Source organism: Amycolatopsis sp. NPDC043885 (assembly GCF_056435685.1).
Genome location: NZ_JBWKEA010000010.1, coordinates 232,154 through 252,385 on the forward strand (window position 1 = coordinate 232,154; position 20,232 = coordinate 252,385).

A 20,232-nucleotide genomic window follows, 5' to 3' on the forward strand; every position below is an offset into this window, starting at 1 on the left:
CAAGTAATGTGGAGGTCAAGCGGACCGATCAGGAATCGAGAAGCGTCGGTGCCCACGGGATCCCTAGCGTCTTCGCCATCAGGCAAGACGACTCCAGGAGGTTCTCGTGAGCAAGCGGATCCGGACGTTCCACCGGTGGACGTCCCTCGTCTTCGTCGCCACCGTCATCGTGTGCTTCGTGGTCGTGGCACAGGGCGACCCGGCCCAGTGGGTGCTCTACACGCCACTGCCGCCGCTCTTCCTGCTGATGTTCAGCGGTCTCTACCTGTTCGCGCTGCCGTATACCGCCAAGTGGCGGAACCGGCGGCGCGTGGCCGGGTGACTCGCCCAATCTTAGTTCATGGCAAAAATTAACACTCGGTGTACCGGCCCGAAACTCTTGACGCGGCCGCCGGGTCCGGTGAGGATCGGCCGGTCCCCGCCTCCCGCAGAATGGACCAGACCATGGCAAGACGTTCTCGTGCGCGCCGAAGTCCGCTGATCGCCTTGATGAGTCTCACGCTGCTCGGCGGGGCCGTGGTGGCCACGCCCGCGGCCGTCGCCGCCGAACAGCCCGTGATCGGGAAGCCCGCGTTCGACCGGGACGGTTGCGCCCGGATCGAGAAGAGCCTGCCGACGTTCGCCGACTGGCCGAAGGTCGAGAGCCGGTTCAAGGGCAAGGGCGGTGACGAGCAGCGGATCGCCCGGATCCTCCAAGAGATGACCCTTGAGGAGAAGGTCGGGCAGATGACGCAGCCCGAGATCGCGGCGATCACCCCCGACGAGGTCCGGCAGTACTCGATCGGTTCGGTCCTCAATGGCGGCGGTTCGTGGCCTAACAAGGACAAGCACGCCTCCCAGCAGGACTGGCTCAAGCTCGCGGACGCCTACTGGGAAGCCGCGAAGGGCAGCCGGACGAAGATCCCGGTGATCTGGGGCATCGACGCCGTGCACGGCAACAACAACGTGTACGGCGCCACCGTCTTCCCGCACAACATCGGTCTCGGCGCGGCGCACGACCCGTGCCTGGTGCGCGACATCTCCGCGGCGACGGCCCGGCAGATCCGTGCCACCGGCCAGGACTGGGCCTTCGCGCCGACGCTGGCCGTGGTGAAGGACGACCGCTGGGGCCGCACCTACGAAGGATTCTCCGAGGATCCGCGGATCACCAGGGCCTACGGCTACGAGGCGATCAACGGTCTCCAGGACGGCTCGACCAAGCGCATCGGCTACAACGGCGTGATCGGTACCGCCAAGCACTTCATCGGGGACGGCGGCACTCTGAAGGGTCAGGACCAGGGCGTCAACCCGTCGTCCGAAGCCGAGATGATCAACGTCCACGGCCAGGGCTACTACGGCGCGCTCGCGGCGGGTTCCCAGACCGTGATGGTGTCGTTCAACAGCTGGACCAACGCCGAACTCGGTATCGACGAGGGCAAGCTGCACGGCAGCGACAAGGCGCTGAACCAGATCCTCAAGGGCAAGATGGGCTTCGACGGCCTCGTCGTGTCCGACTGGAACGGCATCGGCCAGGTTCCCGGCTGCACCAACGCTTCCTGTCCGCAGGCGATCAACGCCGGCATCGACATCGTGATGGTGCCGAACGACTGGAAGGCGTTCATCGCCAACACCGTCGCCCAGGTCAACGGTGGGCAGATCCCGCTTTCGCGAATCGACGACGCGGTGGCCAGGATCCTGCGCGTCAAGCTGCGCTCGGGGCTGTACGAGGCGCAGAAGCCGTCGGACCGGTCCTACGCCAACTCCGACGAGGCGCTGAAGGAGACTTGGCTGGCGCGCGACGCCGTCCGTTCGTCGCAGACGTTGCTGAAGAACAACGGCAACGTGCTGCCGCTGAAGCCGAAGTCGAAGGTCCTCGTGGTCGGCAAGAGCGCGGACAGCATTCAGAACCAGACCGGTGGCTGGACGCTGAGCTGGCAGGGGACCGGCAACACCAACGCCGACTTCCCGAACGCCACGTCGATCCTCGCCGGGCTCAAGCAGCAGTTGGGCGACGTCAACGTCACCTTCGACGAGAAGGGTGACACGGACCCGAAGGGCTACGACGCCGTCATCGCCGTCATCGGTGAGACCCCGTACGCGGAAGGCGTCGGCGACCTGACTCGCAAGACACTGGAGGCGTCGAAGCTCTACCCCGAGGACCTGGCCGTTCTGGACAAGGTCCGAGGGAAGGGCGCTCCTGTCGTCACCGTCTACGTCGGCGGCCGCCCGCTGTACATGAACAAGGAGATCAACCGCTCCGACGCGTTCGTCGCGGCCTGGCTGCCCGGCACCGAAGGCGGCGGCGTCGCCGACGTCCTGCTCAAGGGCGGCTTCAAGGGCAAGCTGCCGTATTCGTGGCCGAAGAGCGCCTGCCAGACGCCGCTGAACGCGGGCTCGGCGGAGTACGACCCGCTGTTCGAACTCGGTTACGGCCTCAAGGCCGGCCAGCGCGTCACCGTCGGTCAGCTGGACGAGACGGCCGGACCCGCGACGTGCGGCTCGACCGGTGGCGGCGGCACGGCGACCGAGGATCTCGAGGTATTCAACCGTACCGATGTCGCGCCGTACAAGGGTTTCATCGGCTCGGCGGAGAACTGGGGCGGTACTGAGATCGGCCCCGACGGCGCCGCTTCACACGCTGAGATCGGCGTCGTGCAGTCGGACGTGAACGTGCAGCAAGACGGGCTCAAGTCGACCTGGACCGGCACCGGGCCTGCCCAGCTCTACTTCCAGAACCCGGCCGGTACCAACGATTTGCGGGGCTATCTCAACGCTGACGCGGCGCTGGAGTTCGACACGATCGTGCACGAGGCGCCCGCCAACCGGACGGTGATCAGCATGCACTGCGTCTACCCGTGCTTCTCCGAGGTGAACGCGACCAAGCTCTTCACCGATCTGGCGGGGGCGCCGAAGTCGACGGTGAAGATCCCGGTGTCGTGCTTCGCCAACGGCCTGGATCTGGAGAACGTCAACACACCGTTCCTGGTGTACACCGACGGCAGGTTCTCGGCTTCGTTCGCCAACGTGCGGTGGGTGCCCAAAGGGGCACAGGACCCTGATGCGAGGCCTTGCTCGAGTCTGAGCTGATTTTCGCCGCGAGGGTTCCGGCGCGGCATGATGCGAAGGCCACTTTCGCAACCTTCAAGGTTGCGAAAGTGGCCTTCGCGTCGTCGGGGAGCGGTCGGCGCAGGGGGTAGTAAGTGCCGAACCGGGCTGGAGTCAAGGTGGCTCAGGTACCTACGTGGATTCCGGCTGAGGTTGATGTCAGGCCGGTGAGGAGCCGCTGGCACAGGGTCGTCCATGAAGGATTCGGGACGCTCAAAGTCCCAAATCCTTCATGGACACGGGACAGCCCAGCTCCCCCGACATGATGAACCGAAGTACGAGGCACCTGGTCCACCAGAACCCGAATCGCCACTCACGACTCTCGCGGCGCGGCCGACGCGAGGCCGCTGATCAATGGCTCCAGGGGGGTGAAGTCCCGCTCGGGGTCGGAAACTGGGCGTGGTCGTCCCCCGTCTGGGGCCGTGTACTGCGCGAAACGAGGACCAGGCCGCGTTGCTGCGTCCCGGTTAGCACGTCGCCGCGCTCCGCGAGGTGATTGAGGAGACCTGGAGATCTCGGCGGCCGAACGGCACTTCATCGCGGTGGCTCCCGCGCTCGTTGCGGGGTGGAGCGAGCCGCGTGTATAAAGTGAAACGACTGTTCAAAATGTAACGATCGTTCAAGTTGTGGGGGGCGCCGTGCCAGGCCAGTATCGGGAGCTGTTCTCCGCGAAGGGCTCTCTCGCCTTCTCCGCCGCCGGCCTGGTCGCCAGGGTCCCGATCCCGATGATGGGGATCGGGATCATCACGATGCTGGCGCAGACGCGGGGCGACTACGGGCTCGCCGGTCTGGTTTCGGCGACGTTCACGCTGTCCATGGCGCTGCTCGGGCCACAGGTCTCGAGGCTGGTGGATCGCCGGGGACAGAGCCGGATCCTGTTGCCCGTGACTGGGATCAGCGTGATGGCGCTCGGCGCGCTCCTGCTCTGCGCCCGCTTCGGGGCACCGGTCTGGACGCTGTACGCGTCCGCGATCCTCGCCGGGTTCATGCCCAGTATGGCGGCTATGGTCCGGGCCCGGTGGTCGCGGTTGTACCGAGGCTCACCTCGGCTGCACACCGCCTTCGCGTTGGAATCGGTGGTCGACGAACTGACTTTCGTCATCGGGCCCGCGCTGTCGGTGGCGCTGTGCACCACTGTCTTCCCCGAGGCAGGACCGCTGGTCGCCGTGGTCTTCCTCGCCATCGGAGTGCTGCTGTTCGTCGCGCAGCGCGAGACCGAACCGCCCGTTCTGCCGCCGAGCGGATCGGCCGGGAGTTCGGCGATCCGGCTGGGCGCCGTGCGGGTGCTCGTGCTGACGCTGGTGGCGGGCGGCGTCATCGTCGGCACGGTCGACGTCGTCAGTGTGGCGTTCGCCCGGCACGTCGGGTCGCCGTCGGCCGCGGGGGTCGTCGTTTCGGTCTACGCGGTGGGCTCCGCGATCTCCGGACTGGTCTTCGGGACGCTCAAACCGGCCATGACGCCGCCTCGGCTGCTCCTGATCGGCACCGCGGGCACGGCCGCGAGCGTGGTGCCGTTGCTGGTCGTGGATGGCGTCGTGAGTCTGTGCGCGGTGGTGTTCGTCGCCGGATTGTTCTTCTCTCCCACGATGATCGTCGTCATGGGGATGATCGAGAAGGTCGTCCCGGCGGAGAAGCTGACCGAGGGGATGACGTGGGCGATCACCGGCCTCAGCATCGGTGTCGCGCTCGGCGCCGCCGTGTCGGGCGAGGTCGTCGACCGGTTCGGGGCGGACGGCGGGTTCGCCGTGGCGGTCGTCGCCGGTGGCTTGATCATCCTGATCGCGCTGCTCTCGTATCCTCTGCTGAGCAGGAGGACCGCGATCAGTGAGGAGGCGGCACGCTGAACGAGCCGAGCACCGACGGCCGCCTCGCCAAAGGCGAGCAACGCAAACGGGAACTGATCGAGGCCACGCTGCGCATCGTCGCGAGGGACGGAGTATCGGGGGTCAGCCACCGTACCGTCGCCCGCGAGGCGGGTTTGCCCGCGACAGCGGCCGCGTACCACTTCCGGGGGATCGAAGACCTGCTGACAGCCGCGCTCACCCAGTGCATGGACGAGGACTCCGAACGGATGCGGATGCTCGCCGCCGAAGCCGACGGGGGCGAGGACGCACTGCGGAGGTTCGGCGCCTTGATGGCCGAAGTGGTCGCCAAGCCAGGGCATTTGCTGGCGGAGTACGAGCTGTATCTCTTGGCGGCGAGGGAGCCGAAGCTCCGCGAGTCGACCGATCGCTGGATGGCGGCCCTGGCGGACTTCGCCCGCCGCTACACCACCGATCCGGTGCGGGTCGAGATGGTGGTGGGGCTGGTGGACGGGGTGCTGCTGCAGGGATTGCTGCGCGACGAGCCGCCGACGGCGGAACGGTTCGAGGCCATCCTGCGGACCGCGTTGCCCTCGTGAGCGCGTTGCGAAAGCCACTTCCGCAACGTCAGGGCAGGCCTGGGGTGTCCGTGAAGGCCTCCTTCCCTACCTTCAGGGTAGGTAAGGAGGCCTTCACGGACTTTCGGGCGCCTCAGGTGGTCGCGGGTGGCGACCAGGTCAGCCGCGGATCCGTCTGGACGAAGCTGCCCAGCAGGTGATCGATCCGCGTCAGCGCGTCGAGGTCCAGCACCACGCCTGCCGCCTTCGCGTTCTCGGTCACCTGGGCGGCGGTGCTCGCGCCGGTCACCACAGAGGCGACGGTGTTGTGCTGCAACGTCCACGCGAGCGCCAGCTGAGCCATGGTCAACCCGGCCTCGTCGGCGACGCCGCGCAGCATGCCGACGCGTTCGAGGAGGTCCGGCAGGAGTAACGGCCGCGCCTCGACCGCCTTCGCGGCCCGAGAGCCCGGCGGGATCTCACCCGGCCGGTACTTGCCGGTCAGCACACCCTGCGCGAGGGGGACCGACGCGAACTGCCCGATCCCGGAGCGTTCGCACACCGGCATCACCTGGGCTTCGGCGACCCGCCAGAGCATCGAGTAGTGCGGCTGGTTCGCGACGAGCGGGACGCCGTGCCGCTCGGCGATCGGCCGCGCCTCCAGCAGTTGTTCCGCCGTCCATTCCGCCGTGCCCGCGTAGAGGATCTTCCCCTGCCGCACCAGATCCGACAGCGCGAGGAACGTCTCTTCCAGCGGCGTGCGGTAGTCGAACCGCAGCAACTGGTAGACGTCGATGTAGTCGGTGCGCAGCCGCCGGAGCGAGCCGTGCAGCGACGTGACCAGGTGTTTGCGGCTGAGGCCCGCGTCGTTGACCCCCGGGCCTTCCGGCCAGAAGACGCCGGTGCACAGGACGAGATCGTCGCGGCGGGCGTGGCTCAGCGCCGCGGCGAGGTTCTCCTCGGCGGCACCGCCGTCCCAGGCCGAGGCGGTGTGAAACGTCGTGACGCCCGCGTCGAGCGCGGCCTGCACGCATTCCGCGCCGTCGTGGTGGGTGAGCCAGTTGCCGTAGGAGATCTCACTGACGGACAGCCCGCTCGCGCCGAGCCTGCGGTACTCCATGGTCACCTCTTCCGCGCGCCGGTTTCGAGGATGGTGCGGTCGATCCATTCGTCGAGACCGGCGGCCTTGCGCGCGTAGGTCTCCCGCACCGATTCGTGCGGCAGGATCAGGAACTCCTCCGACGCCAGCCCGTGCACGACGGACTCCGCGACGTCCTCCGGTTCCAGCAGGGGCGCGGCGGCGGCGATCGCGAGCGCGGCGGGGTGCCCGGCCGCGATCCCGGGTTCCAGCAGCGCGGTCCGCACGCCGAGCGGGCACAGCGCGCTGACCCGCACCCCCCGCGGACGGTAGGTGATGGCCAGCCATTCGGCGAGCCCGACGGCCGCGTGCTTGGTCACCGAATACGGCGCGTCACCGGGGGTGCCCAGCAGGCCCGCGCCCGACGCCGTGATCAGCAGGTAGCCGTGCCCTCGGCTCAACATCCCGGGAAGCGCGACCTGTGCGGCGTGCACGTGCTGCATGACGTTGATCGCCCACGACCGCGTCCACTGTTCGTCCGCGGCGTGCACGCCGGTCCCGAACGCGGCGCCCGCGTTGGAACAGAAGAGGTCCACCGCGCCGAACGCCGAGCGGGCGTCGGTCACCAGCATCTTCAAGTCCTCTTTGGACGACGCGTCGGCGTGGCGCGCGATCGCGGCGCCGCCCGCGGCGGTGATCCCGGCGACGACCTCCTCCGCGGCGTCGAGATCGAGATCGGAGACCACCACCCCGGCGGCGCCCTCGGCGGCGAACCGCCTGGCCATGGCGGCGCCGATACCGTGTGCCGCGCCGGTCAGCACGACGACTCGTCCTGTTACTTCCACATGCGCTCCATGGTTATCGATTCTGCTTTCGGTGACAATTCTTCTGTTTTGTCATATCGGTGAGCAACGCGTTGCCAAAACATGCGACGCGGGTGATAAAAGTGCAGGTCAGAGGCTTGTTTCGTGGGTGCCGACATATTTGTTTCCGGCGTCGGACTTTAGCACGCGTTCCCTTGTTTTCCGAGTTTTCGCACGAGACTATTGCGCTCTCTGCGGCAAGTAGGTTATTTCTTGGGAATCCCGCTGAAAGATCGCCGAACCCGGCGAGGTTCGACCAGCCCAGCCGAACAGGAGGTCCGCCGGTGAGTCATGCGACGGCGCGCACGCGGGTACTCGGCGTCAACCCGCTCGGACGTCCCGATCCCGGACTGGCGGCCGCCGTCGCCAGGGGTGGCGGTCTCGGGATCGTGGATATCGGGTCCACAATGGACTGTGGCTTTCCGTTCGGCGTCCGGATCCCCGCGGGACGTCACGTGCGGGACGAAGAGGTGCGGGAAAGCGGCGCGGGGCTCGTGCTGCTGGCCGAGGGGGCGGTCTGGCAGGGCAGGGCCGACCTCCCCGTGCTGGCCGAGGTGACCGGTGTCGAGCAGGCCGTCCGGATACTCGACACCGGCGCCTCCGGTCTGGTGGCGAGGGGAGCCGAAGCGGGCGGCTCGGATCTCACCACGTTCGTCCTGCTGCAGCGGTTGCTGGCGCGGTTCGGCGACGGTGTCCCGGTGTGGGCGTACGGGGGCATCGGGCCGAGGACGGCGGTGGCCGCGATCGCCGGCGGCGCCGCGGGCGTGGTGCTCGACGGGCTCGGCCTGTTCCCGGAGGCCGACGTGCCCGCCGCGGAGCGCACCGAACTGGCCAGGGCCGACGACGGGCTCACCGCGCTGTTCGCGAATCGCTTCGAGGACGCGGAAAGCGCTGTCCGCTCGGTCGTGCGCTCGCTCGCGGCGCCGGCGGTGATCCCCGCGGACCAAGGCGAACGGCTGTGCCGCACGTTGGGGACCCGCCTGCCGGTCGTGCAGGGCCCGATGACGCGGGTGAGCGACCAGCCCGGGTTCGCCGCCGCCGTCGCCGCGAACGACGGCTTCCCGTTCGTCGCGGTCGCCACCGCGAACGGCGCCAAGACCGCCGAACTGCTCGGCCGGACCGCCGGCGCCCTCGGTGAACGACCGTGGGGAGCGGGCATCCTCGGGTTCGTTCCGGAGGCCCTGCGCGCCGAACAGCTCGCGGCGATCCGCGCGGCGCGCCCACGATGCGTGCTGATCGCGGGCGGGAAACCCGCGCAGGCCAAGACACTGGAGGCCGACGGCATCGCGACCTTCCTGCACGTGCCATCGCCGATCCTCCTGCGGCAGTTCCTCGACGCCGGGATCCGCCGGTTCGTCTTCGAGGGCGCCGAGTGCGGCGGGCATATCGGCCCGCGGTCGAGCTTCGTGCTGTGGGAGCAGCAGCTGGACGTCCTGCGCGAACACGGCGCCGACGACGTCGAGGTCCTGTTCGCGGGTGGGATCCACGACGCCCGGTCCGCCGCGATGGTGTCGGCGATGGCGGAGCCGCTCACGGGCATCGGCATCCTGATGGGCACCGCGTACCTGTTCACCGGAGAAGCCGTGACTCATGGCGCCATCACCGGGACCTTCCAGGACCGCGTGCTCGACGCCGGGTCCACGGTCACCCTGGAGACCGCGCCCGGACACCTGACCCGCTGCCTGCCCAGTCCGTACACCGACGAGTTCGCCGCGCTGAAGGCCGGGCTCCGCGCGGACGGCGTCCCGCCGCAGGAGGTCTGGCAGCGGCTGGAGGAGCTGAACACCGGACGGCTGCGGATCGCGAGCAAGGGCATCCGGCGGGAAGGCGACGCGCTCGTCGAGGTCGACACCCTCTGCCAGCTCGCCGAGGGCATGTACATGGCTGGGCAGGTGACGGTCCTGCGCGAGCGGTGTACCGACATCGCCGCCCTGCACCGGGAAGTCACCGAAGGCGCGGCGAAACTGCTCGCCGCCCGCGTTCCCGCCGAGGAGTCCGTTGTGGACGGTGACATCGCGATCGTCGGGATGGCCTGTGTGTTCCCGGGGGCACCCGACCTCCCGGCCTTCTGGTCCAACGTCCTGCACGGTGCGGACGCCGTCACCGAGGTGCCGGTTCACCGCTGGGACACCGATGTCTACGCGGACCAGTCGACGTCGAAATGGGGCGGTTTCCTGCCTCCGGTGGACTTCGACCCGCTCGCCTACGGCATCCCGCCCAAGTCGATGGGCAGCATCGACCCGGCCCAGCTCGTGTCCCTGCGAACCGCGCGCCGCGCCCTCGAAGACGCCGGCTACGGTGAAGGCGGCTTCGACCGCGAGCGCACCAGCGTCATCTTCGGCGCCGAAGCCGGGGGAGACCTGGCGAACGCAGGAGTCCTGCGCGCGCTGCTCCCCAGCTACCTCGAAGACGTCCCGGAGGAACTCCTCGCCCAGCTGCCGGAACTGACCGAAGACTCGTTCCCCGGCACCCTCGCCAACGTCATCTCCGGCCGGATCGCCAACCGGCTCGACCTCGGCGGCGCCAATTACACCGTGGACGCCGCGTGTGGCTCTTCGCTGGCCGCGCTGGACCTCGCGGTGAAGGAGCTGCGGGCGGGGACGAGTTCGATGGTCCTGTGCGGAGCGGTCGATCTGCACAACGGCGTCAACGACTACCTCATGTTCACCTCGGCGGGTGCCCTGTCGCCGACCGGCCGGTGCCGTCCGTTCGACGCGGCGGCGGACGGGATCGCCCTCGGCGAGGGCGTCGCGTGCCTCGTGCTCAAGCGGCGGTCCGACGCCGAACGCGACGGCGACCGTGTCTACGCCGTGGTCAAGGGCGTCGGCGCCGCCAGTGACGGCAAGGCGCTCGGCCTCACCGCGCCGCGTCCCGAGGGACAGCGGCGAGCCCTCGCCCGCGCCTACAGTGACGCCGGTGTGTCCCCGGCGGACGTCTCGCTGGTCGAGGCGCACGGTACGGGCACGGTCGTCGGCGACGCCACCGAACTGACCACGCTCACCGAGTTCTTCCTCGCCGCGGGTGCCGAACCGGGCACGTGCGCGCTGGGTTCGGTGAAGAGCCAGATCGGGCACACGAAATGCGCCGCGGGACTGGCGGGCCTGATGAAGGCGGCGCTGGCGCTGTGGCACGAGGTCGTGCCGCCCACATTGCACCTGAGCAGGCCGAACCCCGCCTGGGACGCCGAGAGCAGTCCCTTCACCTTCTCCACCGGCGCCCGGCCGACGCCGGTTCCGCGCGGACGCGAGTTCGCCGGAGTGAGCGCGTTCGGGTTCGGTGGGACCAATTTCCACGCGGTGCTCGCCGCCCCCGGAGTGCCGCCGGGGCGGCGGCACGGCCCGCGTGACTGGGACGCCGAGCTGGTCCTGCTCCGCGGCACCGACGTGGACGCCGCCCGCGCCACCCTGCGTGATCTGCTGGCGGCCAACGAAGGCCGTCCGCTCCGGGAGATCGCCGCCCTCGCCGCCGAGCGGGGCGGATCGGGGCCGGTGCGGCTCGCGGTCGTCGCGAGTGACGTCGCGGAACTGCGTGAGGCCGCCGAGAACGGTGGAGGTCTTGCCGCGGAGAGCACCGAACCCGGTGCGGTCGCCTTCCTGTTCCCCGGCCAAGGCAGCCAGCGGACGGGAATGCTGGCGGACCTGTTCGTGCACTTCCCCGAACTGGCCGACGTCCTGAGGCTCGCTCCCGACGTCGCCGCGACGGCTTTCCCGCCGCGCGCGTTCACCGAAGACGCCCGCGCCGCGCAGGACGAAGCGCTCAAGGACACGCGTATCGCACAGCCCGCGCTCGGGCTCGTCGAGTCGGCCGTCTGCCGGCTGCTCGCCGACCTCGGCGTCCGGCCGGATCTGCTGGCGGGGCACAGCTACGGCGAACTGACCGCGCTGTCGGTCGCGGGCGCCTTCGACACGCCGACCTTGGTGGCGCTCAGCCGGGCCAGGGCCCGTTCGATCGCCGAAGTCGCGGGCGCGGACCCGGGCGCGATGGCCGCGGTGAAGGCATCCAGCGAGGAACTGGCCACCGCACTCGACCACCCGGACGTCGTACTGGCCAACCACAACGCGCCGGGGCAGACCGTCCTTTCCGGACCGACGGCCGCCATCGAGGAGTCGGTCCGCGAACTGCGCGCCCAGGGGATCGGCGCGAAGCGGATCCCGGTCGCCTGCGCCTTCCACAGCCCGCTGGTGGCCGGGGCGAGCGACGTGTTCGCCGTCGATCTCGACAATGCCGAGATCGGCGAGCCGGGTCCGCCGGTGTGGTCGAACCGCACCGCCCGGCCGTACGAAGCCGGGGCGGTCCGCGCCGAGCTCGCGGCACAGATCGGCTCGCCGGTGCGGTTCGTCGAACTGATCGAGGACATGTACGCGGCAGGCGCGCGCACATTCGTGGAGGCGGGCCCCGGGCAGGTGCTTTCCCGGCTGGCCAAGGACATCCTCGGCGACCGGCCGCATACCGTGATCGCGTGCGACCCCGGCGGGCCGGGGCTGCGCGGGTTCCTCACCGCGCTCGCGCGACTGGCTCTCACCGGTGTCGATGTGCGCATCGAACGGCTCTTCCGCGGCCGTGTCCGTGTCGGTCCGCTTCCCAAGCCCGTTTGGACCGTGGACGGCCAGACCGTCCGCGCGCCAGGCGGCGAGGTCCCCGCCCATGGGCTCGTGCCCGCCCGACGAATCCCGAGGACGACCATGAACCAGCCCGCGCCCGGACGTGACCAGGCCGTCGTCGAATTCCTCCGCACCAGCCGCGAGCTGCTGGCGGCGCAACGGGACGTGATGCTGGGGTACCTCGGCACCGCGCCGCTCGCCCCCGCTCCGGTGCGGGCTCCGGTCGTGCCGGCGTTGCTCCCGCCGGTCGAGGCCCCGGCCGTCGTGCACACGCCGGTCGCCGAGCCGGAACCGGTCGCGGAGGCCGCGGTCACGGACGTCCTGGCCACCGTGATCGGCGCGATCAGCGAACGCACCGGCTATCCGGCCGAGATGATCGACGCCGATCTCGACCTGGAAGCGGATCTCTCCATCGACTCGATCAAACGCACCGAGATCGCGGGCTCGTTGCTCGCGAAGCTGGGTCTCACCGGCCGGGTGCACGACGACGCCCAAGATCAGCTCAGCCGTGATCGGACGGCGAGCGCGCTGGCCGCACGGCTGCGGAAGTGGCTCGAACCGGCGGCACCGGTCGTCGCGACACCGGTTCCCGCCGAGACACCCGTCGGAACCGCTCCCGGCCGGTACCTGCTCGACCGCGTGTCCGCGCCGCTCGGCACGCCCGACCTCGCCAAGGTGACCGGCAGATCGATCGCGGTGAGCGCCGAGCCCGGCCAGGAGGAACTGGCCGAATCGGTCCGCGCGGTGTTCGCCGACGCGGGTGCCCTGCCGGGGGAGCGGGACGAGGCCGACGTCGTCGTCGTGCTGAATCCGTTGTCGGACGCCGAGGAACCCGTCGCGGCGCAGGTGTTCGGCCTGCTCAAGAGCGCCAAGGGCGCGGTGGTCGTGGTGGCGAGGCCAGGTGCCGCGCACACCGCCGGGCTGCGTGGTCTCGTTCGCGCGGCGGCGCGGGAGCGGAGCGAGCCGACCAGACTGGTCGAGGTGGAGTCCACAGTGGACCTCGGGCGGATCGTGCTGGAAGAGGCGATCGCCGACGGTCCGGTGGCCGTTCGCTACGACACCGCGGGACGCGCGGCGTTCGAGCCTTCCGCGGGCTCGCTCGGTTCGATCGCGTATGCGGGCGCCGGTCCCGGCGGGGGCGAGGTCAAGGCGCTCGGCCTCGACGCGGATTCGGTGCTGTTGCTGGTCGGCGGCGCCCGCGGGATCACCGCGCGGGCGGCGGTCGCGCTGGCGGCGAGCGGATGCCGGATCGAACTGGCGGGCCGCACACCGTGGCCCGCCGAACCCGGCGACGAGGACCTTCCCGATGACGCGCCGGGGATGCGCTCGGCCTTGGCCGCGCGTGGCGGCTCGCTCGCGGACATCGAACGCCGGGTGCGCACCGTCCTGGCCCAGCGCGAGATCGCGCGGACGCTCGACCAGATCCGGGCGGCGGGCGGTATCGCCGCCTACCGGTCGCTCGACGTACGCGACGCCGCCGCCGTCCGGCAGGTGGTCAAGGATCTGCACACCCGCTACGGGCGGATCGACGGCGTCGTCCACGCGGCCGGCGTGATCGACGACAAGCTGATGGCCGACAAGGACGAGCACTCGTTCCGCACGGTCTACGGGACCAAAGTGGACGGTGCGCGGGCGTTGCTCGACGCGCTGGAGCATTTCGGTGTGCGGCCCGGGTTCGTGACCTTCTTCGGCAGTATCGCCGCGGTACTGGGAAACCGGGGGCAGACCGACTACGCGGCGGCGAACGACGCGCTCGAAACTCTCGGCGAGCAGTGGGCGGAACGTACCGGCTGCCGGGCGCTGACCGTCCACTGGGGACCGTGGGCGCCCTCGGACGATCACGCGGGCATGGTCTCGCCCGAGCTGGCGCGCGAGTACGAGCGCCGCGAGGTGGCGTTGATCGACCCGGACGAGGGTACCGCCGCGCTCCTGCGTGAGCTGGCCTACGGTCCGGCCGACGTCCGCTCGGTGCTGTACACGGCGTCGCTGTGGTGAACCAGGAGCCGGTCGCGATCGTCGGGATGGGCGTGTTCCTGCCCGGCGCGTCCACTGTGGACGAATATTGGCGGAACATCGAGTCGGGCACCGACGCGATCACCGAGATCCCGCCGCACCGCTGGGATCCGAGTTTCCACGACGGAGACGGCCGCACCCCGGATCGCACCTACGGAAGGCGCGGCGGGTTCGTCGCCGACAGCCTGGACTTCGACGCGACGGCGCTCGGCATCGCCCCCAGCAGCGTCGCCGGGATGGAGCCGGACCAGCTCGTCGCGCTGGCCGTGGCCGCTTCCGCGGTCGACGACGCCGGTGGCCTGCGACGGCTCGGAGACCTCGAACGCGTGGGCGTGATCCTCGGCAGGGGCGGCTACCTCTCGCCCGGGCTCCAGCGGTTCGACCAGCGGGTCCGGTCGGTCCGCCAGATCACCGGCGCCGTCCGGGAGCTGCTGCCGTCGGCGCGTCCGGAGATGCTGGACCGGCTCCGGGACGCTCTGCTGGAACCGCTCGGCGAGTTCCGGCCGGACACCGCGATCGGGCTGGTGCCGAACCTCGCCGCGTCGCGGGTCGCCAACCGCCTGGACCTCGGCGGCCCCGCGTACACGGTGGACGCGGCCTGCGCGTCGTCGCTGCTCGCCGTGGACCAGGCGATCGGCGAACTCGCCCGGCGCCGCTGCGACGTCGTGCTGGCCGGCGGCGTGCACCACTGCCACGACGACACGCTCTGGTCGATGTTCACCCAGCTCGGCGCCCTCTCGCCGAGCCAGCGGATCAGCCCGTTCTCGCGGGACGCGGACGGGCTGCTGATCGGCGAAGGCACCGCGATCGTCGTGCTGAAGCGGTTTTACGACGCGCGCCGCGACGGCGACCGGGTCTACGCGGTGCTGCGTGGTTCGGGGACGTCGAGCGACGGGAAGGGCGCGAGCCTGCTCAGCCCGGCCGTCGCCGGTCAGACGCTGGCGCTGCGCCGCGCGTGGGCGTCGGCGGGCCTCGATCCCACCGCGCCCGGCGCGCTCGGCCTGTTGGAGGCGCACGGAACCGCGACACCGGCCGGGGACGCGGCCGAACTGGCCACCCTCGCCGAGGTGTTCGGCCCGCCGGACGGACCTCGCGCCGCGATCGGCGCGGTGAAGGCGATGATCGGCCACACCATGCCGACCGCCGGGGCCGCCGGGCTGGTCAAGGCGGCGCTCGCCCTGCACCACGCGATCCTGCCGCCGACCCTGAACTGCGCCGATCCGAGCCCCCTTCTGGACAAAACGCGATTCCGTACCTTGACCACCGCCGAGCGCTGGCGTTCGGGGGACGTCCCGCGCCGGGCGGCGGTCAACGCCTTCGGTTTCGGCGGCGTCAACGCGCACGTGGTGCTGGAGGAGGCCGACCCGGCGCCCGTGCGGCCGCGCCGGGCCAAGGTGACCGGGGAACCCGAGCGCGTCCTGCTGCTCGCGGCGCACACTCCCGGGGAACTGCGCGCCCTGCTCGCCCGCCCGGAGCCGGAATCCGGTGGGCACGGCCCGTGCCGGATCGGGATCGTCCGGCCCGACGAGAAGCGGCTCGAAGTCGCGCGGAGGGTGCTCGCCAAGGTCACGGCCGAGGGCGGGTCCTGGCACGGCCCCAACGACATCTGGTGCACGACCGCGCCCCTGCTGGACCAGGCCGGGGCGAAGACCGCTTTCGTCTACCCAGGGCTGGAGGCGGACGCGGAACCACGGTGCGACGACGTCGCCAGGCACTTCGGATCGGACCGTCCGGAGTGGTCGACGGCGAGTGTGCTTTCGCGGGCTACGAGCGTGTCCCAGGTCGGGTTGCTGCTCGACGCCGCGCTGAGGCGGCTCGCCATCAAGCCCGATCTGCTCGCCGGGCACAGCGTCGGCGAATGGACCGCGATGCAGGCGGCGGGCATGTACCCGGGACAGTCCACAGAGGACATGCTGAACCGGTACTGGCCGCAGGGGTTCACCCTGCCGGACGCCGAGTTCCTCGTGCTGGGCTGCTCCGCGGAGCGTGCCGAGGCGCTGCTCGCGGCCGAACCGGAGCTGATGATCTCGCACGAGAACGCGCCACGGCAGACGATCGTCTGCGGTGACCCGGCCGCCGCCGCCCGGCTAGCCAAGCTGTGCACGCAGCATGGCATCGTCGCCAGGACACTGCCGTTCCGGTCGGGATTCCACACGCCGCTGATGCGGTCCCGGCTCGGCCCGTTCACCCGGCTCGCCGCGGAACTGGACCTGAAACCGCCGCGGATCCCGGTCTGGTCGGCGACCACGGCGCGGCCGTATCCCGCGGACCCGGTGGAGGTCCGCGAGCTTTACCTGGCACACCTGGTGCGCAAGGTCCGGTTCCGGGAACTCGTCGACGCGCTCTACGCCGACGGCGCGCGGGTCTTCGTGCAGGCGGGCGCCGGTCAGCTCGGCTCGTTCGTGTCGGACACGCTGGGCTCGCGGCCGCATCTGGTCATCCCGGCGTCGTCCGGTACGAGGCCGGGCCTCGCGCAGTTGCGCAGGGTCGCCACCGCGGTCTGGGTGGAGGGCGGACGCCCGGCGTTCGAGGCGCTGGAGCCGCGTCGCACCCGGATCGACACGGCGGGCACGCTGCTCTCGGTCGAGGGTGACTTCAAAGGCATGTTCGACGGCGCGGTTCCCGAGCTGGTCCACGGCGTGCCGGACGCGATCGTCGCGGAGTTCACCGCGCTGCTCGCCGAGACCAGGGAGGCCGCCGCGAGTGTCGCCAACGCCGCGGCGCGGCGCACCTTCGAGTCCGCTGTGGACGTGTCGCTGACGACGATGCCGTACCTGGTGGACCATCGGTTCTTCCGTCAGCGCGAGGGCTGGCCCGACGAAGCAGACTTCCGTCCCACCGTGCCGGCGACGACGCTGGTCGACCTGGCCTGCCGGGAAGCGGAACGGGCCTGGCCGGGTACGGTCGCGACCGGGGTGAGCAACGCGGCGTTCTCCCGGTGGCTGATCGCCGCCCCCGCCGTACGCGTGCCGCTTTCGATGACCCGCGAGGATGATCGGATCAGTGTCCAAATAGGACCCCACGCCAGTATGGACGTCCATCTCGAACAACGGTATCCGACGGCCCCCCGGCCGTCCCCGCCGCCGGGACCGGAAACCGCGCCGCCGCTGAGCGCCGCCGAGATCTACACCCGCCGCGAGATGTTCCACGGCCCCGCGTACCAAGGGCTCGACAGGCTCATCGGCCTCGGCGAACGGCATATCCGCGGCGACCTCGTCGTGCCGACGGCGCCCGGCGCGCTGCTGGACAACGTCGGCCAGTTGCTGGGCTGCTGGCTGATGGCCACGAAGGCGGACGCGCTGCTGGCGTTCCCGACGTCGATGGGCCGGATCACCTGGTACGCGCCGGAACCGGCGCCGGGCACCCGGCTGCGGTGCGTGGTGCGGGTCCGGCTGCCGCGGCCGGACGTGCTGGAGATGGACGCGGAACTCGTGCTGGACGGCGCCGTGCTGGCCAGGATCGAGCAGTGGCGGGACATCCGGTTCCCGTGCGACCGGCCTGCCCACCGGGTCTACGCCTTCCCGGACCGGAACCGGCTTTCCGAGGACCACCACGGCGGCTGGACGCTGGTCACCGACCGGTGGCCGAGCCCGGCGGCGCGGGACATCTACGCCGGCATCTACCTGGGCACGGAGGAACGTGCCGAGTTCGCCGCCTGCGCGCCCCGGCGGCAGCGCGGCTGGCTGCTGGAACGGATCGCGATCAAGGACGCGGTCCGCGCGAAACTCGGCCTGGGCGGCGTGTACCCGGCGGAACTCCGCGTGAGCGCCGACGGGACCAGGGTGACCGGGCTCCACGGCCGGACGGTGCCACCGCTGGAGGTGGCCGTCGCGACCACGGGAGAGGTCGCGGTCGCCCTCGTCCGCGAACCGGCCGCGACGCCGCCCAGGATCGCGATCCGGGCGGAAGGTGAGCTGGCCGGGCTGGCCGAGGAAATCGGTATCGGGGCGGAATTCGCCGGAATCCCCGGGCATGTGGTGGCCTGGAACCGCGGGTAAGAACAGGGAGCAGAGCATGACGATCGAACAGCAGAGCCCGACGTCGGTCTTCGGCACCGTGGCGGAGTTGCTGCGAGAACTGGTCGGGGACACCGACGTCCTCGGCATCGAGATCACCCCGAAGACCACCTTCCACGAGGATCTGCAGCTGGAGAGCATCGACCTGGTGACCTTCGCGAGCATCCTCGCCGAGTTCTTCGGCGCGGACGTCAACCTCGCGGAGTTCCTGGCGGAGAAGGACCTCGACGACGTGATCGAACTCCGCGTCTGCGACATCGCCGACTACGTGGCCGCCCGCCTCGGCGAACGGGGGTGAGGCGGTGCCGACGATGACCGTCAACGGGCTGCGCACCAACGTGCAGCTCGTGCCCGGCGGGGGTTCGGAGACCGTGGTGTTCCTGCACGGAATGGGCACCGACAGCCTCGCGAGCTTCTACCTCACGCTCGCGCCGCCGGTCGCCGCCGCCGGGGTGGACGTGATCAGCTACGACCTGCGCGGGCACGGCAAGACAGAACGCCCGGAGCGCGGGTACACGATCGCGGACTTCGTCGCCGACCTCGACGACCTGCTCGATCAGCTCGACCTCGACCGGCCGGTTCACCTGGTGGGCAACAGTTTCGGCGGCACCCTCGCCTACAGCTACGCCGTGGCGAAACCGGAACGGGTGCGCAGCATCGTGTGCATCGAGTCGGAGCCCGCCACCGAACTGTGGGCGGGCAAGATGGCGCAGATCCTCGAACACACCGTGCGTTTCTTGAAGGTCGAGGAAAGCTTCGACTGGATCGAGGCCAACTACAGCGCGCATCACCGGCGGCTGGCGCGGATGGCGGCCGAGCGGATCATGTCCACGTCCATGGCCGAGGAGGTCCCGCTCGGTCCGCTGCTGACTCTCGACCAGGTGGCGGGGATCGGCTGCCCGGTACTGTCCATTTTGGGCAGTCACGGTTATCAGGCCGACGACCTCACCGCGTTGACGTCCCTGTTGCCCCGTGGCGAACTGCACGTGTTCGAGGGGCAGGGCCATTCGGTGCTCGTCGAGCAGCACCGGGAAGTCCGGGAGCTGCTGCTGAACTGGATCTCGCGGCACGGGAGGCCACGCGGATGAGATTCCTGCTGGTCGTCCCGCCGCTCACCGGGCACGTGGCGCCGTTGCGCGCGGTGGCCGCCGAGCTGGTGGACCGTGGTCACGACGTCGCCTGGTGCGGTCCGGAACCCACGACGTCCGAGCTGACCCGGGCGGGCCGGGTGTACGCGGCCGCCGACGCGCTGGAGTTCGCCGTCGAGCGCCGCCCCGAGGGCCTGCGCGGGTTCGCGGCGCTGAAATACCTTTGGGAGCAGTACCTGGTTCCGCTGGCGGACGCGATGGTGCCCGGGGTCGAGAAGGCGGTGGCCGCGTTCCGGCCCGACGTCGTGCTCGCCGACCAGCAGGCGTTCGCCGGTGCTCTCGTGGCGAGCCGTCACGCCCTGCCGTGGGTGACGTCCGCGTCGACGTCCACCGAACTCGGGGACCCGCTGGGCGCCATGCCGAAGATCGTCGCCTGGGTCGAGGGCCTGCAGGAAGGCCTGCGAGGGCGGCACGAAGTGTCCTGCGGGGACCTGCGTTTCTCGCCGGATCTCATCCTGGCTTTCACCACCGTGTCCCTGACCGGCCCGATCGCCGACGTGGGCGCGGTCCGGTTCGTCGGCCCGGCGCTGGCCCCCGCGCCCCCGGTGGGCTTCTCGTGGGACCGGCTCGACGGACGTCCGCTCGTCCTGGCCACCCTCGGCACCGCCAACGCCGCTCTCGGCCGCCGCTTCCTGTCCGAATGCGTCGACGCCCTCGCCGGGATGCCGGAAGTCCAAGGTCTCGTCGTCGACCCCACCGGCGAGCTGCTCAGCGACGAAGTGCTGGTGGTCAAGCGGATCCCGCAGGCGGACGTGGTGCGGAAGGCGGCGGCGGTGATCTGCCACGGCGGACACAACACCGTCAGCGAGACTCTCGCTTCGGGGCTGCCGCTGGTGATCGCGCCGATCCGGGACGATCAGTCGATGCTGGCGCAGCAGGTCGAGGCCGCCGGCGCCGGGTTGCGGCTGCGCTTCGACCGCGTGAAGGCACCCGACATCCGCGACACGGTCACCGAGGTGCTCACCGAGCCCGCCTACGCCGCCGCGGCCGCGCGGGTGCAGGCCTCGTTCGCGGCGGCCGGGGGAGTCGTGGCGGCCGCGGACCACCTGGAAGCCTTGCCGCGCTGAGCG

At 70.5% G+C, this 20,232-nt stretch carries 11 protein-coding genes; 9 read left to right on the top strand and 2 right to left on the bottom strand.

What is annotated here, in order from left to right; genetic code table 11:
• Positions 1-106: 106 nt before the first annotated feature.
• The 4 genes from AC069I_RS27255 (at position 107) to AC069I_RS27270 (ending at position 5,485) form a co-directional block, all read left to right on the top strand.
• Positions 107-322: a hypothetical protein gene (locus AC069I_RS27255; RefSeq protein WP_478224710.1), complete on the top strand. Its 216-nt coding sequence runs from the start codon at positions 107-109 to the stop codon at positions 320-322.
• Between the two features lie 167 nt (positions 323-489).
• A complete protein-coding gene (locus tag AC069I_RS27260; protein WP_478266690.1) occupies positions 490-3,066 on the top strand; it encodes a glycoside hydrolase family 3 protein in 2,577 nt (858 codons plus the stop codon).
• Between the two features lie 656 nt (positions 3,067-3,722).
• The gene (locus AC069I_RS27265) at positions 3,723-4,928 is read left to right on the top strand and encodes an MFS transporter (protein WP_478224709.1); all 1,206 of its coding nucleotides are present in this window, start codon (positions 3,723-3,725) and stop codon (positions 4,926-4,928) included.
• Positions 4,929-4,984: 56 nt separating this feature from the next.
• The gene (locus tag AC069I_RS27270; protein ID WP_478266691.1) at positions 4,985-5,485 is read left to right on the top strand and encodes a TetR/AcrR family transcriptional regulator; all 501 of its coding nucleotides are present in this window, start codon (positions 4,985-4,987) and stop codon (positions 5,483-5,485) included.
• A 112-nt stretch (positions 5,486-5,597) separates the two neighbouring features.
• Here AC069I_RS27270 and AC069I_RS27275 read toward each other — a convergent pair whose 3' ends face one another.
• Positions 5,598-6,563: an aldo/keto reductase gene (locus AC069I_RS27275; RefSeq protein ID WP_478266665.1), complete on the bottom strand. Its 966-nt coding sequence runs from the start codon at positions 6,561-6,563 to the stop codon at positions 5,598-5,600.
• Between the two features lie 2 nt (positions 6,564-6,565).
• Complete coding sequence (locus AC069I_RS27280) at positions 6,566-7,366, bottom strand: SDR family oxidoreductase (RefSeq protein ID WP_478224707.1); 801 nt, start codon at positions 7,364-7,366, stop codon at positions 6,566-6,568.
• A gap of 302 nt (positions 7,367-7,668) precedes the next feature.
• Between AC069I_RS27280 and AC069I_RS27285 the strand changes: the two genes are divergently transcribed.
• The 5 genes from AC069I_RS27285 to AC069I_RS27305 are packed head-to-tail and all read left to right on the top strand — an operon-like array spanning position 7,669 to position 20,229.
• Positions 7,669-13,980: an SDR family NAD(P)-dependent oxidoreductase gene (locus AC069I_RS27285; RefSeq protein WP_478266666.1), complete on the top strand. Its 6,312-nt coding sequence runs from the start codon at positions 7,669-7,671 to the stop codon at positions 13,978-13,980.
• Positions 13,974-17,996 (top strand): beta-ketoacyl synthase N-terminal-like domain-containing protein, encoded by a 4,023-nt coding sequence (locus AC069I_RS27290; RefSeq protein ID WP_478266667.1) that lies wholly within the window; start codon positions 13,974-13,976, stop codon positions 17,994-17,996. Before AC069I_RS27285 ends, AC069I_RS27290 begins: the two co-directional genes overlap by 7 nt.
• 16 nt (positions 17,997-18,012) lie before the next feature.
• Entirely contained in the window at positions 18,013-18,312 is a 300-nt protein-coding gene (locus AC069I_RS27295; RefSeq protein WP_478224704.1) for a phosphopantetheine-binding protein, read from the top strand.
• Between the two features lie 4 nt (positions 18,313-18,316).
• Positions 18,317-19,102, top strand: coding sequence for an alpha/beta fold hydrolase (locus AC069I_RS27300; RefSeq protein ID WP_478224703.1), 786 nt, complete (start codon positions 18,317-18,319; stop codon positions 19,100-19,102).
• The gene (locus AC069I_RS27305; protein WP_478266668.1) at positions 19,099-20,229 is read left to right on the top strand and encodes a glycosyltransferase; all 1,131 of its coding nucleotides are present in this window, start codon (positions 19,099-19,101) and stop codon (positions 20,227-20,229) included. The genes AC069I_RS27300 and AC069I_RS27305 overlap by 4 nt, the downstream gene beginning before the upstream one ends.
• The last annotated feature ends 3 nt before the right edge of the window (positions 20,230-20,232 follow it).

Excerpts from the sequence above, each read along its gene's own strand:
- AC069I_RS27295 (WP_478224704.1), top strand. The coding sequence starts at position 18,013 with ATGACGATCGAACAGCAGAGCCCGACGTCGGTCTTCGGCACCGTGGCG.
- AC069I_RS27260 (WP_478266690.1), top strand. The coding sequence starts at position 490 with ATGAGTCTCACGCTGCTCGGCGGGGCCGTGGTGGCCACGCCCGCGGCC.
- AC069I_RS27305 (WP_478266668.1), top strand. The coding sequence starts at position 19,099 with ATGAGATTCCTGCTGGTCGTCCCGCCGCTCACCGGGCACGTGGCGCCG.
- AC069I_RS27275 (WP_478266665.1), bottom strand. The coding sequence starts at position 6,563 with ATGGAGTACCGCAGGCTCGGCGCGAGCGGGCTGTCCGTCAGTGAGATC.